Source organism: Sphingomonas canadensis (genome assembly GCF_026013525.1).
Taxonomy (GTDB): Bacteria; Pseudomonadota; Alphaproteobacteria; order Sphingomonadales; family Sphingomonadaceae; genus Sphingomonas; species Sphingomonas canadensis.
On record NZ_JAPDRA010000004.1, the window covers coordinates 12,395 to 27,599 of the forward strand.

Annotated in this window: 21 protein-coding genes; 2 read left to right on the plus strand and 19 right to left on the minus strand. The window is 68.4% G+C overall.

What is annotated here, in order from left to right; translation table 11 throughout:
* Positions 1 to 105: 105 nt before the first annotated feature.
* The 3 genes from OM513_RS09570 to OM513_RS09580 all read right to left on the minus strand — a co-directional run bounded on the left by OM513_RS09570 (position 106) and on the right by OM513_RS09580 (position 3,123).
* Positions 106 to 681, minus strand: coding sequence for a hypothetical protein (locus OM513_RS09570; protein ID WP_264943957.1), 576 nt, complete (start codon positions 679 to 681; stop codon positions 106 to 108).
* A 71-nt stretch (positions 682 to 752) separates the two neighbouring features.
* Positions 753 to 2,897 carry a prolyl oligopeptidase family serine peptidase gene (locus OM513_RS09575; RefSeq protein WP_380916311.1) on the minus strand — a complete coding sequence of 715 codons (2,145 nt, stop codon included), beginning with the start codon at positions 2,895 to 2,897 and terminating at the stop codon, positions 753 to 755.
* A 70-nt stretch (positions 2,898 to 2,967) separates the two neighbouring features.
* Complete coding sequence (locus OM513_RS09580; protein ID WP_264943959.1) at positions 2,968 to 3,123, minus strand: hypothetical protein; 156 nt, start codon at positions 3,121 to 3,123, stop codon at positions 2,968 to 2,970.
* Positions 3,124 to 3,342: 219 nt separating this feature from the next.
* Between OM513_RS09580 and OM513_RS09585 the strand changes: the two genes are divergently transcribed.
* Positions 3,343 to 3,672, plus strand: a complete 330-nt coding sequence (locus OM513_RS09585; protein WP_264943960.1) for an SMR family transporter — start codon at positions 3,343 to 3,345, stop codon at positions 3,670 to 3,672.
* Between the two features lie 93 nt (positions 3,673 to 3,765).
* Here OM513_RS09585 and rplQ read toward each other — a convergent pair whose 3' ends face one another.
* From rplQ to OM513_RS09625, 8 genes are all read right to left on the minus strand, one after another.
* Positions 3,766 to 4,185 carry a 50S ribosomal protein L17 gene (gene rplQ / locus OM513_RS09590; RefSeq protein ID WP_264943961.1) on the minus strand — a complete coding sequence of 140 codons (420 nt, stop codon included), beginning with the start codon at positions 4,183 to 4,185 and terminating at the stop codon, positions 3,766 to 3,768.
* Between the two features lie 208 nt (positions 4,186 to 4,393).
* Positions 4,394 to 5,461: a DNA-directed RNA polymerase subunit alpha gene (locus OM513_RS09595; protein WP_264943962.1), complete on the minus strand. Its 1,068-nt coding sequence runs from the start codon at positions 5,459 to 5,461 to the stop codon at positions 4,394 to 4,396.
* A 92-nt stretch (positions 5,462 to 5,553) separates the two neighbouring features.
* Positions 5,554 to 5,943, minus strand: coding sequence for a 30S ribosomal protein S11 (gene rpsK, locus OM513_RS09600; RefSeq protein WP_264943963.1), 390 nt, complete (start codon positions 5,941 to 5,943; stop codon positions 5,554 to 5,556).
* A 67-nt stretch (positions 5,944 to 6,010) separates the two neighbouring features.
* Positions 6,011 to 6,379 (minus strand): 30S ribosomal protein S13, encoded by a 369-nt coding sequence (gene rpsM / locus OM513_RS09605; protein ID WP_264943964.1) that lies wholly within the window; start codon positions 6,377 to 6,379, stop codon positions 6,011 to 6,013.
* A gap of 264 nt (positions 6,380 to 6,643) precedes the next feature.
* Positions 6,644 to 7,984 carry a sensor histidine kinase gene (locus tag OM513_RS09610; RefSeq protein WP_264943965.1) on the minus strand — a complete coding sequence of 447 codons (1,341 nt, stop codon included), beginning with the start codon at positions 7,982 to 7,984 and terminating at the stop codon, positions 6,644 to 6,646.
* Positions 7,984 to 8,676 (minus strand): winged helix-turn-helix domain-containing protein, encoded by a 693-nt coding sequence (locus tag OM513_RS09615; RefSeq protein ID WP_264943966.1) that lies wholly within the window; start codon positions 8,674 to 8,676, stop codon positions 7,984 to 7,986. Before OM513_RS09615 ends, OM513_RS09610 begins: the two co-directional genes overlap by 1 nt.
* A 103-nt stretch (positions 8,677 to 8,779) precedes the next feature.
* On the minus strand, positions 8,780 to 8,962 hold the full coding sequence (locus OM513_RS09620) for a hypothetical protein (RefSeq protein ID WP_264943967.1): 183 nt from the start codon (positions 8,960 to 8,962) through the stop codon (positions 8,780 to 8,782).
* A gap of 119 nt (positions 8,963 to 9,081) precedes the next feature.
* Positions 9,082 to 9,606, minus strand: coding sequence for an SRPBCC family protein (locus OM513_RS09625; RefSeq protein ID WP_264943968.1), 525 nt, complete (start codon positions 9,604 to 9,606; stop codon positions 9,082 to 9,084).
* Between the two features lie 105 nt (positions 9,607 to 9,711).
* Between OM513_RS09625 and OM513_RS09630 the strand changes: the two genes are divergently transcribed.
* Positions 9,712 to 10,098, plus strand: a complete 387-nt coding sequence (locus tag OM513_RS09630; RefSeq protein ID WP_264943969.1) for a hypothetical protein — start codon at positions 9,712 to 9,714, stop codon at positions 10,096 to 10,098.
* A gap of 87 nt (positions 10,099 to 10,185) precedes the next feature.
* Here OM513_RS09630 and OM513_RS09635 read toward each other — a convergent pair whose 3' ends face one another.
* The 8 genes from OM513_RS09635 to rpsH form a co-directional block, all read right to left on the minus strand.
* Positions 10,186 to 10,839 carry an adenylate kinase gene (locus OM513_RS09635; protein WP_264943970.1) on the minus strand — a complete coding sequence of 218 codons (654 nt, stop codon included), beginning with the start codon at positions 10,837 to 10,839 and terminating at the stop codon, positions 10,186 to 10,188.
* Positions 10,840 to 10,867: 28 nt separating this feature from the next.
* Complete coding sequence (gene secY, locus OM513_RS09640; protein ID WP_264943971.1) at positions 10,868 to 12,217, minus strand: preprotein translocase subunit SecY; 1,350 nt, start codon at positions 12,215 to 12,217, stop codon at positions 10,868 to 10,870.
* A 179-nt stretch (positions 12,218 to 12,396) separates the two neighbouring features.
* On the minus strand, positions 12,397 to 12,924 hold the full coding sequence (gene rplO, locus OM513_RS09645; RefSeq protein ID WP_264943972.1) for a 50S ribosomal protein L15: 528 nt from the start codon (positions 12,922 to 12,924) through the stop codon (positions 12,397 to 12,399).
* Positions 12,925 to 13,023: 99 nt separating this feature from the next.
* On the minus strand, positions 13,024 to 13,200 hold the full coding sequence (gene rpmD, locus OM513_RS09650; RefSeq protein WP_264943973.1) for a 50S ribosomal protein L30: 177 nt from the start codon (positions 13,198 to 13,200) through the stop codon (positions 13,024 to 13,026).
* 6 nt (positions 13,201 to 13,206) lie between these two features.
* Positions 13,207 to 13,917, minus strand: a complete 711-nt coding sequence (gene rpsE / locus OM513_RS09655; RefSeq protein WP_264943974.1) for a 30S ribosomal protein S5 — start codon at positions 13,915 to 13,917, stop codon at positions 13,207 to 13,209.
* 2 nt (positions 13,918 to 13,919) lie between these two features.
* Positions 13,920 to 14,276 carry a 50S ribosomal protein L18 gene (gene rplR / locus OM513_RS09660; protein ID WP_264943975.1) on the minus strand — a complete coding sequence of 119 codons (357 nt, stop codon included), beginning with the start codon at positions 14,274 to 14,276 and terminating at the stop codon, positions 13,920 to 13,922.
* A complete protein-coding gene (rplF, locus tag OM513_RS09665; RefSeq protein WP_264943976.1) occupies positions 14,276 to 14,809 on the minus strand; it encodes a 50S ribosomal protein L6 in 534 nt (177 codons plus the stop codon). Before rplF ends, rplR begins: the two co-directional genes overlap by 1 nt.
* Positions 14,809 to 15,204, minus strand: coding sequence for a 30S ribosomal protein S8 (gene rpsH, locus OM513_RS09670; protein WP_264943977.1), 396 nt, complete (start codon positions 15,202 to 15,204; stop codon positions 14,809 to 14,811). The genes rplF and rpsH overlap by 1 nt, the downstream gene beginning before the upstream one ends.
* Position 15,205 lies beyond the last annotated feature (1 nt).

Consider the following 15,205-nt stretch of genomic DNA (forward strand, 5'->3'; position numbering starts at 1 on the left):
GCATGAATCGGCAGGCAAGGCGCCGGCCGCCGGATCAGGATATCCAGCGGCCCTCGCGGCGCAAGAGGCTATAAGGACGGGAGATTTCCACCCCGCCGGAACGGATCAATAACCCTCGATCCGCACGCTGGGCGCGGCGCTGCCCGAAATCGAGCAGGTGAAGGGCCGTTCGGTGCCGCGTTTGCGATAATCCTCGCGCAGCAGGATCGAACCGCGCACGGACCAGCCGCCGCTCACCGGATCGACCGCGTCGATCGCGCCGATGCTGGCGACGCGCGCCAGCCGCTGGCCTTCGGAAAGCGCCGCGCCGGCGCAGGCGTCCGCGGCATCGTCCGCATTGGCGATGGCATAGCCGCCCGAGGGCGTGCCGTAGTCCGCCGGGGGCGCGTCATAACCGTCTGCCGGGGCATTGCTGTTGGGCAGCCAGGCGGGCGGCGGCGGCGCGGGGCGCGGCGGCGGGGGATAGTCGTAATTCTCGGCATCGCGGCGATTGCGCTCGGCCTTGTCGGCGCTGGAGATGACCGCGATCAGCCCGCCCGCCAGCAACGCGCCCAGCAGCAGATCGCCGCCGTCGACGCGATCGTGATGGCGATGCCGCCCGCCCCAGCGCTGCGCCTCGGCGGGCGAAGCCACCGCAACCATGGTGACCGCCGCGATCGCGACGCCGAACAGCTTACCCATGCGCATGGCGAATCCCTCCATTCCCCGTGTCCGGCGACGATAGACGCTTGCGCCTGTCGCGCCGATGAACGTCATTCGGCCGGCTTCACCGCCAGCCCGGTCCACCGTGCCGCAAAGGCATAGAGGTCGGCCGTCTCCTCGATGATCTTGTCGGTCGGCTTGCCCGATCCATGGCCCGCGCGCGTCTCGATGCGCACCAGGTGCGGCTTGCCGCCGATATCGGCCGCCTGCAGCGCCGCGACATATTTGAAGGTATGGCCCGGCACGACGCGGTCGTCGGTGTCGGCGGTGGTCGCCAGGATCGCCGGATAGTCCCGCCCGCCCTTGACGTTGTGATAGGGCGAATAGGCCCAGAGCGTGCGGAAGTCGGCCTCCTTCGAAGGATAGCCGTAATCGTCCACCCAATAGCGCCCCGCGGTCCAGCGATCGAAGCGCAGCATGTCCATCACGCCCACCGCGGGCAGCGCCGCGGCGAACAGGTCCGGCCGCTGATTCACCACCGCGCCCACCAGCAGCCCGCCGTTCGATCCGCCCTGGATCGCAAGCTGGCCCTTGCCGGTGATGCCCTGCGCGATCAGATATTCGCCCGCGCCGATGAAATCGTCGAACACATTCTGCTTGTTCGCCAGCCGTCCGGCGTCGTGCCACGCCTTGCCATATTCGCCGCCGCCGCGAAGGTTCACCAGCACGAACACCCCGCCCTGCTCCATCCAGGCGACGCGCGAGGAGGAGAAGGCGGGCGTATAGCTGACCCCGAACCCGCCATAGCCCCACATCAGCGTGGGCGCCGGGCCGCTGGTGCCCGCCTTGCGCACCACGAACATCGGCACCTTCGTCCCGTCCTTCGACGCGAAGAAGCGCTGCTCGACCGTGTAGCCGGCGGGATCGAAATCCACCTTGGGCCGCGCCCATTCGGTGGTGGCGCCGGTCTTCGCGTCATAGCGGAAGACGGTGGTCGGATAGTTGAAGCTGGTGAAGGCGTAGAAGGTCTCCGGATCGTCCTGCTCGCCGCCGAATCCGCTGGCGGTGCCGATGCCCGGTAGCGCCACCTTGCCCTCCGCCTTGCCGTCGAGCGCATAGCGCCGCACCTCGGTCCTGGCGTCGACCATATAGGTCAGGAACAGCTTGCCGCCGACGATGCTGGCGCCGTCCAGCGTCGCATCGCTCTGCGGCACGATCTCCTTCACCGCGTCCTTGCCCACCTTCGCCGCCTTCACGTCGAGCGACACGATCCGGCCGCGCGGGGCGCCATGGTTGGTCGACCAGTAGAAGGTGGAGCCGATGTTGCCGATCGGCGACCATTCGTCCTCCAGACCCGGAAAGATGGCGCGCGGCGTCCATTTGGGATCGCTGAGGTCGATGACGTTGATCTCGTAGCGGTTGTCGGTGCCCTCGGTCGTCGTGATCACCAGCCAGCCGCCATCGTCGGTGATCCCGACATAATGGCTCAGCAGCGGCTTGGACGGCGTTTCATACACCAGCCGGTCGGCCGATTGCGGCGTGCCCAGCTTGTGGAAATAGACCTTGTGGTTCTCGTTCAGCGCCTGGAACTTGGCGTCGGCCGGCGGCTCCGGGTAGCGCGAGTAGAAGAATCCCGATCCGTCCTTGGCCCAGGCCGCGCCCATGGTGAACTTGGCCCATTCCACCTTGTCGTCCAGCACCTTGCCGGTCGCCACGTCCATCACATGGATGCTGCGCCAGTCGGTCCCGCCGTCCTGCACCGAATAGAGCAGCAGGCGGCCGTCCTCGCTCGGCAGCCATTCGGCCAGCGCGGTGGCGCCGTCCTTGGCCCAGCCGTTGGGATCGATCAGCACGCGCCCCTCGCCGTTCAGCGAATCGCGGACCCACAGCACCGACTGGTTCTGGAGCCCGGAGTTGCGCGCGTAGAAATAGCGCCCGCCCTTGCGCACCGGCAGGCCGAACCGTTCATAGTTGAACAGTGCGCGCAGCCGCTTGGCAAAGGCGTCGCGACCGGGCAGCGTGTCGAGATAGGCTTGGGTGACCCGGTTCTCCGCCGCAACCCAGTCCGCGACCTCCTTGTCGTTGCGGACGTCGTTCTCCAGCCAGCGATAGGGATCGGCGACCTTCACCCCGAATTGTTCTTCGATCACGTCCACGCGGCGCGTTTCGGGATAGGCGAAGGGCATCGTCGGCTTGGCCTCCTGGCTGGTCTGGGCGGCCGCGGGCAGGCTGATCAGCGTCGCGAGCACGAGCATGGCGGAGCGCATAGGGAAAGGGTCTCCGAAAGGGGGAAAGACCCATTCCTAGCCAGCGCCCCCGCCGGGCTCAAGCGATCCCGATGCCGGTATGCGGCAACGCCCACAGCAGCACGCCGAACGGCGCGAGCGCGAACAGGATCGAAATGCCGGCTGCCACCCAGGGGGTGCCGCCGCGGCGATAGTCAACGGTCCGCTGGAACAGCGCGGACTTCGGGGTCTTCATCTTCGGTCTCCATGCGCAGGCAATCCCGCCCGCACGCCACCCGTTTGCAGGGCGCGTGCCAGATGCCGAACTGTCTGTTTCGCAGTGATTTTCCTGTCCGCACCAATATGGGGAGCCCGCGCGCTACGCCAAGATGTAGGAATTCTTGCGAACCCGAAACAAGCGCTGTGCCGCGTCCTTCGATGGCCGCGGCCCGGGCGGCGTGCTAGCCCGTGCGCCATGGGCAATCTCTATCTGGCCATCGCCATCGTGGCGGAGGTGGCGGCGACCTCGCTCCTCAAGCTGTCGGAAGGCTTCACCCGGCCCTGGCCGTCGCTGGGCACCGCGATCGGCTATGCGATCGCCTTCTACGCGCTGTCGCTGGCGCTGCGGACGATCCCCACCGGCATCGCCTATGCGATCTGGTCCGGCGTGGGGATCGTGCTGATCTCCGGCATCGCATGGGCGCTGCACGGGCAGAAGCTGGATCTGCCCGCGCTGCTGGGCATGGCGATGATCCTGGGCGGAGTGGCGGTGATCAACCTCTTCTCGCGCGTGGCGGGGCAATAGCGCCGCCGCCCGGCCCGCGCCCCGCAAAGCAAAGGGGCGGCCGCACCATGGTGCGCCGCCCCCTGCCCTAGATTAGGTTTGGCTCGCGGGCGATCAGGCCGCCTCGTCGAACTCCTCGCCCATCACCGGGCCGGAATCCTGGCCCTTGGCGCTCAGGTCGCGATCGACGAACTCGATGATCGCCATCGGCGAAGCGTCCGAGGCGCGCGGGCCGGTCTTGATGATGCGGGTGTAGCCGCCGTTGCGGTCCGCGTAGCGCGCGGACAGCACGTCGAACAGCTTCACGAGCTGCGCATCGTCCAGCAGGCGGGCGTGCGCCAGGCGGCGGTTCGAAAGGCCGCCCTTCTTGGCCAGCGTGATCAGCTTCTCGACATAGGGGCGAAGCTCCTTCGCCTTGGCGAGCGTGGTGGTGATCTGCTCGTGCTTAATCAGGGCCGCCGCCATGTTGCGGAACAGCGCCGCACGATGGGCCGAGGTACGCTGCAGCTTACGGCCGCCGACGCGATGACGCATGATATCTTCCTTCCGTTCGTTCGGGGGCCGTATCAGGTACCCCGGACCAGGTGGGACGGCGGGCCACCCGAAAATCCGTCACCGGGGCGAAGACCCGGTCCCACTTGTGCCGATGCCGCCGCGGCAAAGCCGCGCCGTCGAACCTCGCTGTGCGAGGCCGGCCGGGCTTGCGCCGTCTCGCGGATAGCTCGCGCTATCCGCGTGCGGCTCAGCCCATGATCTCCTGCTCGAGCTTCTTGGCCATTTCCTCGATGTTCTCGGGCGGCCAGCCCGGGATTTCCATGCCGAGGCGCAGGCCCATCGACGAGAGCACTTCCTTGATCTCGTTGAGCGACTTGCGGCCGAAGTTCGGGGTACGCAGCATCTCGGCCTCGGTCTTCTGGACCAGGTCGCCGATGTAGATGATGTTGTCGTTCTTCAGGCAGTTCGCCGAACGGACCGACAGCTCCAGCTCATCCACCTTCTTGAGCAGGTAGCGGTTGATCTGCGCGGTGTCGCTGGCGCCGCCCTCCGCCGCCGGGACCGCCGAGGCCACGCCCACGGGCGCGGCGCGGGTGATCGCCGAATCGTCGAAGTGGACGAACAGCGCGAGCTGGTCCTGCAGGATGCGCGCGGCATAGGCGAGCGCGTCCTCGGGCGTCACGGTGCCGTCGGTCTCGATCGTCAGCGTGAGCTTGTCGTAATCCAGCTCCTGCCCGACGCGGGTGTTCTCGACCTTGTAGCTCACTTGGCGGACCGGGCTGTACAGTGCGTCGACCGGGATCAGCCCGATCGGCGCATCAGCCGGACGGTTCGACGCGGCGGGGACATAGCCCTTGCCGGTGTCCGCGGTCAGCTCCATGTTCAGCGTCGCGCCGTCGTCCAGGTGACAGATCACCAGATCGGGGTTCATCACCTCGATATCGCCCGAAACGGCGATGTCGCCCGCCTTCACCTCGGCCGGGCCGGTGGCGGCGAGCTGGAGGCGCTTCGGCCCCTCGCCCTGCATCTTGAGCGCGATCTGCTTCACGTTCAGCACGATGTCCGTCACGTCCTCGCGCACACCGGCGAGCGAGGAGAACTCGTGAAGGACGTTCTCGATCTTGATCGAGGTGACCGCAGCGCCCTGGAGCGACGACAGCAGCACGCGGCGCAGCGCGTTGCCGAGCGTCAGGCCGAAGCCACGCTCCAGCGGCTCGGCGACGAAGGTCGCCTTGCGCTTGGGATCGTTGCTCGCCTTCTTTTCCAGGCCGTTGGGCTTCTTGAGTTCCTGCCAGTTCTTAGCGTTGACCGACACGGGCTTTCCTCATGTTGGGCAGTGGGGGCTGCCGAGAATATGGTTCCCGCCCGGCTGCGCCGTCGCGCCCCGCGGCGGGACCGGAACCTAGATCAGACGCGGCGGCGCTTCGAAGGACGCACGCCGTTGTGCGGGATCGGGGTCACGTCGCGGATCGACGTGATCTGGAAACCGACCGCCTGCAGCGCGCGCAGCGCCGACTCGCGGCCCGAACCCGGGCCCTTCACCTCAACCTCGAGCGTGCGGACGCCGTGTTCGGCGGCCTTGCGGCCCGCGTCCTCGGCGGCGACCTGGGCGGCATAGGGCGTGCTCTTGCGGCTGCCCTTGAAGCCCATCATGCCGGCCGAAGACCAGCTAATCGCGTTGCCCTGGGCATCGGTGATGGTGATCATGGTGTTGTTGAAGCTGGCGTTGACGTGGGCAACGCCGGCGGTGATGTTCTTGCGCTCGCGCCTGCGAAGGCGTCCGGGTTCGCGTGCCATGGTTTCAGTCCTGACCTTCTAATCTGGTACCTGCGGAGGGCGTGCCTCCGGCGGAAACGGAGGAAGATTACTTCTTCTTCCCCGCGATCGGCTTGGCCTTGCCCTTGCGGGTGCGCGCATTGGTGTGCGTGCGCTGGCCACGGACCGGAAGGCCCTTGCGATGGCGCAGGCCGCGGTAGCAGGCCAGGTCCATCAGCCGCTTGATGTTCATCGCCGTTTCGCGGCGCAGGTCGCCTTCCACGGTGTAGCCGGCGTCGATCGTCTCGCGGATCTGCAGGACTTCCTGATCGGTCAGGTCCTGCACGCGACGCTCGGCTGCGATGCCGAGCTTGTCGGTGATTTCCTTGGCCTTCGCCGGGCCGATGCCGTGGATATACTGAAGCGCGATGATCACGCGCTTGTTGGTCGGGATGTTGACACCCGCAATACGTGCCATGAGCTTATATTCTCCCAGCTCCACGGGGGCTGCATGGCTGAGCCGCCCCCATCTCAACGCGTTCCTCCGAAATGCGCGAGCACGGCAGCGCACGAAAGCGCTACCGCTGTCGAATGTTCCGGAAGTTGGGCGACATATGCAGCGGCGCCGACGCTGTCAAGCGCCGCGCGGGGGAAATATCGCGAGAGCGGGCATATACCCCAAAATGGCGCTATCGCCAAGGCGCGCGTGCGCCGCGGGTGTCACCTTTCGGGCAGGCGCGCTTCAGCCTGAGACGGGCAGCACCAGCGTGGCCGCCAGCCCAGGCGCATTGTCCCCCAGCTCCAGCGTGCCGCCGTGCAGCCGCACCACCGCCTCCACCAGCGCCAGCCCCAGCCCCGCGCCCGGCAGGCTGCGCGCGCTGTCCAGCCGGCCGAAGCGGCGCAGCGCCTCCGCCCGCTGCTCCTGCGCGATGCCCGGCCCGCGATCGGCGACGGTGATGCGCAGCGCGCCCGGCGCCACCGCGAGCGACAGCGCGATGCCGCCGCCCGCAGCGGCATGGCGCATCGCATTGTCGATCAGGTTCGCCAGCGCCTGGCCCATCAGCTCGCGGTGCAGCGGCACGGACGGCGGATGCGCGGCGATATCCACGGTGAAGTCCATCCCGGCCTCTTCGGCCACGGGGGCGTAGAGCTCGGCGATCTCCTCGATCAGCGCGGCGGGATCGGCGGGGGCCAGCGCCTCGCGGCTCGCCGCCTCGGTGCGGCTGATCTCCAGCAGCACGGCCAGCATCCGCATCACCAGGTCGGTCTCGGTCACCAGCCCCGCCAGCGCCGTGTCGCGCTGCGCCGGGTCCTCCGCCGCCAGCGCGGCTTCCGCGCGCGATCGCAGCCGGGCGATCGGCGATCGCAGGTCGTGCGCGATGCTGTCGGTCACCACGCGCAGCTCGGCCATCAGCCGGTCGATGCGGTCGAGCATGCCGTTGATGCGCAGCCCCAGCCGGTCGAATGCGTCGCCGCCCGATGCCTCCACGCGCCGCCCCAGGTCGCCCGCGGCCACCGCGTCCACCGCACCCGCGATCCGGTCCAGCCGCCGCGCGACATAGCGGGCAAGGACGAAACCGCCCGCGATCCCCAGCACCACCGCCAGCGCCACCGCCAGCAGCAGCGCGCGCTCGATCGCCCGCTGCGCCCGCTCCCAGTCGTCGAGCATCCGCCCGCTCACCAGCCAGTGCGCGCCCGCGGGCCGGATCACATAGCCCGATTCGGCCGCGGCCCAATCGCCCTCGGCGGCGAGCACGCCGATGCGAAATCCCTCCGCGTCCGGCCGGAACGCCAGCCGCTCCGGCCCCACGCCCGCCAGCCGCCTGCCGGAGCCGTCCACCACCTCGGCCACCAGCGTATCGTCGTCGTCGCCCGCATTCTCGATCGCGCGGGCCAGCGCGGGCATCCCGCCCGATCGCAGCACCGCGGCAAAGGCGTCCGCCTGTTCGATGGTGTCGCGGCGCAGCGCCCCGATCGCGTCGTCGTGCGTCTGCTGCCACACCAGTCCCGCCAGCGCGAGCGATGAAACCAGCGCCAGCCCCACCGCCAGCAGCGCGATCCGCGCCGTGATCGGCAGCCGCATCAGCCCTCGGCCGAAAGCTTGTACCCGGCGCCGCGCACCGTGTGGAGGATCGGCGTGGCGAAACCTTCGTCGATCTTGCGCCGCAACCGGCCGATATGCACGTCCACCACATTCGATCCGGGATCGAAGTGATAGTTCCAGATCTTCTCGATCATCATCGTGCGCGTCACAACCTGCCCCGCATTGCGGGCGAGATATTCGAGCAGGTTGAACTCGCGCGCGCCCAGCGGGATGGCCCGGCCCTGCCGCGCCACGGTGCGGCCCAGCAGGTCGATCTCCAGATCGCCGACCACCAGCCGGGTGACCTGGGTGCCCGCCGCCGCGCGCTCCTCGCGCCGCAACAGCGCCTCGACGCGCGCCAGCAGCTCGGCGAAGGCGAAGGGCTTGGTCAGATAATCGTCCGCCCCCGCGCGCAGCCCGGCGATGCGGTCTTCCACCGTCCCCAGCGCCGAAAGCACGATCGCGGGCGTGCGGATGCCCGCCGCGCGCACCGCGCCGATCGCCGCCAGCCCGTCGAGCCCGGGGAGCATGCGATCGACCACCATCGCGTCGAAAATGCCCTCGCTGGCCAGGAACAGCCCGTCGCGGCCGTCGGCCGCGGTCTCCACCGCAAAGCCGGCCTCGGCCAGGCCCTTGGCGATATAGGAGGATGTCGCGGCGTCATCCTCGATGATCAGGATCTTGCGCGTCATGGGCGTCGCTCCAGCAGGCCTATAGCTAGGACGCGCTGAGGCCGGCGGGAAGGGGGAGCATCCCGCCGGCCTTCTCCCTCGGGGCAAGGTGAGGGAGCGGGAATCAGTTGGTCTTGGCGGGCGCTGCCTTGGCGGCCTTGGCGTTGTTGGCCTTCTTCGCCGGCTTGGCCTTGTGCGCCTTGTGGACCTTCGCCGCCTTCGGGTGGTGCGCGGCCGGCGCCGCCATCGCAGGGGCGGCGATCATCGCCAGCGCCGCGGCGGCGGGCATCAGGAAACGTGCCTTCATCTTCAAATCTCCCAGCGGCCGGCCCATCGCCGCGCCGTGGGATCATCCCTAGGCCACACCACCCCCGCGTCCCGGTGACGCGCGGATGAAATCTCTGTCATGTTCGCATGCGCGCCGGTTCAGGGCGCCTCGGCCGCTTCCTTCAGCCGGGTCCATTGCAGCGCCAGCACCTCGTCCACCACCGTCGCCAGCCCGGCCAGCCCGCCGCCCGCGCCGCTGACCGAATAGACGATCGTCAGTTCGGTCCCCTCGCCCGCGGGCTTCAGCTCATAGCTGAGCACGCCCGTCACCGGCATCGCCTGCAACGGCCCCAGCCCGCCCTGGAGCCGCAGCATCGCCAGCGGCTGGGCATAGAGGACGCGCATATGCTCGACGCTGCCGTCGTCCTTGGTCTTCTCACACCAGCATCCGCCCGCGCGCGGGTCCAGCGTCATGTTGGCGCTGCTGCCCGAATAGGTGTGCTCGCCCTCCCACCACGCGCCGGGCAGCGTGATCGTCTCCCACACCTTGGCGGGCGAGGCGGCCAGGGCGATGCGATATTCGACGGTGAATGCCGTGTCGGACGAGGCGGTGACCTCCGCCGCCGCCGGGGCGGCCGGGGCGAGCGCGGCGATCGCCGCCGCCAGCAGTGCCGTTCGAATCATCGTGCGACCTCCCGTATTCGGATACCCGCCGATCCTATGCGCCGCGCCCGGCCCTGGCAAAGCTCCGCATGGTGCGATTCCGGGACAGGCGATAGGATCGCCGCCATGGGGAGCATGATCCGCGCCGCGCTGGCCTATTTCGCGATCGTGTTCGCGGCGGGCTTCGTGCTGGGCGCCCTGCGCACGCTGTGGCTGGCGCCGGCGATCGGCCCCATGGCGGCGGTGGCGGCGGAGCTGCCGCTGATGCTCGGCGTCTCATGGATCGCCTGCGGCTGGTGCCTCACCCGATTCGGCCCGTTGGCGGCGCCGCGGCGCGCGGCGATGGGCGGTGTCGCCTTCGCGCTGCTGATGGCGTCGGAGCTTGGCCTGGCGCTGGCACTGGGCGGCACCACGAACGGCTGGGCCGCCGCGCTGCTCACGCCCCAGGGGCTGCTGGGGCTGGCCGGCCAAATCGCCTTCGCGGCGATGCCGCTGGTACGCCGGGGGGAATGATTGCCCTCCCCTGCCTCCCTTTCAGGGGGGGCGGAAGGCGCGATGCGAATGGAGCAGACGGGGCGGCGCATCGCCGCCCCGCGCCTTTCAGCCCAGCCCGTCCAGGATCGCGTCGATCTGCTCGCCCACATGGGCGATGTCGGCCATGCCGTCGACGCGCGAAACGATGCCGCGCGCTTCGTAGATCGGCAGGATCGGCGCGGTCTTGGCGCGATATTCGGCCATGCGCGATCGCACCGTTTCCTCATTGTCGTCGGAACGGCGCTTGAACTCATGCCCGCCGCAAACGTCGCAGGTGCCCTCGACCTTCGGCAGCTTGAACTTGTCGTGATAGCCCTCGCCGCACGTCGCGCAGGTGAAGCGGCCGGTGATGCGCTCCACCAGCGCGTCCTCGTCCACCACCAGCTCCACTACGCGGTCCAGCTTGCGGCCGCGCTCGGCCAGCAGTGCGTCGAGCGATTCGGCCTGGGCCGCGGTGCGCGGATATCCGTCGAAGATCGCGCCGTTCGCCGTGTCGGGCTGGTCCAGCCGCTCGCCGATGATGCCCGACACGATCTCGTCCGACACCAGCTCGCCTGCGTCCATCACCGCCTTGGCCTTCAGCCCCACGGGCGTCCCGGCCTTCACGGCGGCGCGCAGCATGTCGCCGGTCGAAAGCTGCACCAGGCCGCGTTCCGCGACGAGGCGGCTGGCCTGGGTGCCCTTGCCGGCTCCCGGCGGGCCCAACAGGATGATGTTCAACGCTATCTCCCCTTTGCGTCGCGGCTTGTTACCGCATCCGTCCCTTCAGCTTGGCCTTCTTGATCAGGTCGCCATACTGGTGGGCCAGCAGGTGCGACTGGATCTGGGCGACGGTATCCATGGTGACGTTGACCACGATCAACAGGCTGGTGCCGCCCATCAGGAACGGGATCCCCATCGAAGCCACCAGATATTCCGGTATCAGGCAGATGAAGGTCAGATAGGCCGCGCCGATCACGGTGATGCGGGTCAGCACGTAATCGAAGTAGATCTCAGTGTTCTTGCCCGGGCGGATGCCGGGGATGAACCCGCCATAGCGCTTCAGGTTGTCGGCGGTCTCTTCCGGATTGAACACCACGGCGGTGTAGAAGAAGCAGAAGAAGATGATGCCCGCGCCATAGAGCGCCATGTACACCGGCGAACCGTGGCGCAGCCAGGTGTTCAGGAACACCAGCGTCTCGCCCCACCAACCCTCGGTCGTCGTCGCCTGGCCCGAAAACTGGCTGATCGTCAGCGGCAGCAGCAGCAGCGAAGAGGCGAAGATCGGCGGGATCACGCCGGCGGTGTTGAGCTTCAGCGGCAGGTGGCTGCGCTCGGCCTGCACGCCGCGCGCGGTCTGCCGCTTTGGATATTGGATCAATATCCGCCGCTGGGCGCGCTCCATGAAGCAGATGAACAGCACCAGCGCGGCCACGAACACCACGATGATCGCGATGCGCATCGGATCGATCGATCCGGTGCGGCCGCTCTCGAAGAACTGCACCAGCGTCTGCGGCAGGCGGGCGACGATGCCGGCCATGATGATCAGCGAGATGCCGTTGCCGATGCCGCGGCTGGTGATCTGCTCGCCCAGCCACATCAGGAACAGCGTGCCGCCGATCAGCGAGATCACCGCGGTGATGCGGAACAGATAGCCCGGCTCCAGCACGGGCGAACCCTGCGCGGCCTCAAGCCCCGCGGCGATGAACCACCCCTGCACCGCGGTCAGGCCCACGGTGCCGTAGCGGGTGTACTGGTTCAGCCGCTTGCGGCCGCTCTCGCCTTCCTTCTTGATCGCCGCCAGCGTGGGGCTCAGCGAGGTCGCGAGCTGCACCACGATCGATGCGGTGATGTACGGCATCACGCCCAGCGCGACGACCGACGCGCGATTGAGCGCGCCGCCGGTGAAGTTGTTGAAGAAATCCAGCACGCCGCCCTGCGCCTGCTGCGCCAGCAGGCCCAGCGCCGTCGGGTCGATGCCCGGGATCGGCACATAGCTGAGGAAGCGGAAGACGATCAGCGCGCCCAGCGTGAACCACAGGCGCTTCTTGAGCTCGGTCGCCTGGGCAAATTTGCCGAGGCTGAAGCTGGAGGCGAGTTGATCGGCTGCAGATGCCATGTTTGCGATTATCCTGGAAACCAAAGCGGCGGGATAGCGTTCGACCGCCCCCGCCGCTCATATAGGCATGCTCCGGGCCTTGTCTAACCTCTGGAGCGATTTGTTTCCCGGCATAGGCCGGGACCCAGTCCCGAGCGGCCCGAAACTGGCCCCCGGCCGTGGCCGGGGAACAGCATGGTTCAGGCCTTGGCGGCCTTCTTCGCGGCCTGGGCGGTGCGGTGCTTGGCCTTGGCCTTCTCCGCCGCCGGGACGATCACGGGGATGGTCACCGTGCCGCCCGCCTTCTCGACCGCGGCGACCGCGCCCTTCGAAGCGCCCGCGACGGTGAAGTTCAGCTTGGCGGTCAGCTCGCCCTTGCCCAGCAGGCGGACGCCGTCCTTGCCGCCGCGCGCCAGGCCGGCAGCCTTCAGCACGGCATGGTCGATGTCGGTCGCGGTCAGCTTGCCGGCGTCGATCATCTTCTGGATCGCGCCCAGGTTCACCTCGGCATAGTCCTTGGCGAAGATGTTGTTGAAGCCGCGCTTCGGCAGCCGCATGTGGAGCGGCATCTGGCCGCCCTCGAAGCCCTTGATCGAGACGCCCTCGCGGCTCTTCTGGCCCTTCTGGCCCCGGCCGGCGGTCTTGCCCAGGCCCGAACCGATGCCGCGGCCCACACGGACGCGGCCCTGGCGGGCACCCTGGTTGTCGCGGATATCGTTGAGTTTCATCGTATGCACTCGCTTTCGCTTCTGTCGCGCTGAAAATTGGAAAGGGGGCGCTTAGCCCCCCTCCCCTTGTCTGTCACCCGGAAAAGGCGCCTGGGCCGTTCAGCCCACCACCTCGACCATGTGAGCGACCTTGCGGATCATGCCCCGGACCTCGGGGGTATCCTCAAGCTCGCTGACCCGGTGCATCTTGTTGAGGCCCAGGCCGACCAGCGTCGCGCGCTGGTCCTTGGTGCGGCGGATCGGCGAACCGGTCTGCTTGATCTTGATCTTCGCCATGGTGGCTTACTCCGTGATCGCGGCCGCATCCGCCTCGGCGGTCTGCGAACCGCCGCGGCCGAGCAGGTCGGCGATCTTCTTGCCGCGCCGCTGGGCGACCGACTTCGGCGAAGTCTGCTCGGTCAGCGCCTCGAAGGTCGCGCGGATCATGTTGTAGGGGTTCGACGTGCCGACCGACTTGGTCACCACATCGGCCACGCCCAGGCTCTCGAAGACGGCGCGCATCGGGCCGCCCGCGATGATGCCGGTGCCCTGCGGCGCCGAACGCAGCGTGACCTTGCCGGCGCCGAAATGGCCGTTGCCGTCATGGTGCAGCGTGCGGCCTTCCTTCAGCGGGATGCGGACCATCTTCTTCTTGGCCGAAGCGGTCGCCTTGCTGATGGCCTCGGGAACCTCGCGGGCCTTGCCGTGGCCGAAGCCGACGCGGCCCTTGCCGTCGCCCACCACGACCAGCGCGGCGAAGCCGAAGCGCTTGCCGCCCTTCACGGTCTTGGAGACGCGGTTGATGTGGACGAGCTTTTCGATCAGCTCCTCGCCGCCTTCCTCGCCGCCGCGCGCGTTGCGGTCGTCGCGGCGCCCGCGGCCGTCACGGCCACGGCCGCCACGATCGCCGCCGCCACGGCCACGGCGGCCGCGGCCGCCCTGGTTGTCGCCGCCTTCCGGGGCTTCGAAGCCCGCGCCGGTGGCCTCGGGGGCCTGGTTCAGTTCGTCAGCCATTATCAGAACTCCAGCCCGCTCTCACGAGCGGCATCGGCCAGCGCCTTGACGCGGCCATGATAGAGGAAGCCACCACGGTCGAACACCACCGCGGTGATGCCGGCGGCCTTGGCGGCCTCGGCAACGCGCTTGCCCACTTCCTGAGCCGCCTCGACGGTCGCGCCGGTCTTGCCCTTCGCGCCCTTGTCGATGGTGGAGGCCGAAGCGATCGTGCGGCCCTGTGCGTCGTCGATCACCTGGGCATAGATGTGCTTGCCCGAACGATGGATCGAAAGCCGCGGACGGCCGCCCGAACGCGCGCGCAGCGCGGTGCGGTTGCGGCGGCGCCGCTTCTCGAAAAGGGAGAGACCCTTGGTCATCACTTCTTCTTCCCTTCCTTGCGGAAGATGAACTCGCCGTCGTACTTGATGCCCTTGCCCTTATAGGGCTCGGGCTTGCGCCAGCGGCGAATCTCGGCCGCGATCTGGCCGACCTTCTGCTTGTCGATGCCGGAGATCTCGATCGTGGTCTGATCGGGGGTCTTGATCTCGATCCCCTCCGGCACGGCGATGTCCACGTCATGGCTGTAGCCGAGCTGGAGCTTCAGCGTCTTGCCCTGCGCGTTGGCGCGATAGCCGACACCGGTGATCAACAGCTTCTTGGTGAAGCCCTCGGTCACGCCGGTGACGAGGTTCTGCACCAGCGTGCGCTGCATGCCCCAGAAGGAGCGCGCGCGCTTGGTGTCGTTGGCCGGCTGCACACTGATGCCGCCGTCCTGAACCTCGTACTTGATGTCGTCGGCAAGCGTCAGGCTCAGGGCGCCCTTGGGGCCCTTCACGCTCAGCACGCCGCCGTCGATGTTCGCCGTCACGCCCGCGGGGACGCTGACCGGCCTTTTGCCGATGCGGCTCATCAGAACACCTCCGCCAGCACTTCGCCGCCCACGTTCTGCTCGCGCGCCTCGGCGTCGGACAGAACGCCACGGGGCGTCGATACGATGGTGATGCCCAGGCCGTTGCGCACGCGCGGAAGCTCCTGCGAGCCCGAATAGACGCGGCGGCCGGGCTTCGAGACGCGGGCGACATGCTTGATCGCCGGCTGGCCCTCGAAATACTTCAGCTCGATGCGGATGCCGGCCACGGGGCCCATCTGCTCCTGGCTGTAGCCACGGATATAGCCCTCGCGCTGAAGCACGTCGAGCACGCGGGCACGCAGCTTGCTCGCCGGGGTAAGGACGCTGTCCTTACGGGCGCGCTGGCCGTTGCGGATGCGGGTGAGCATGTCACCCAGGGGATCGGTCACTGCCATC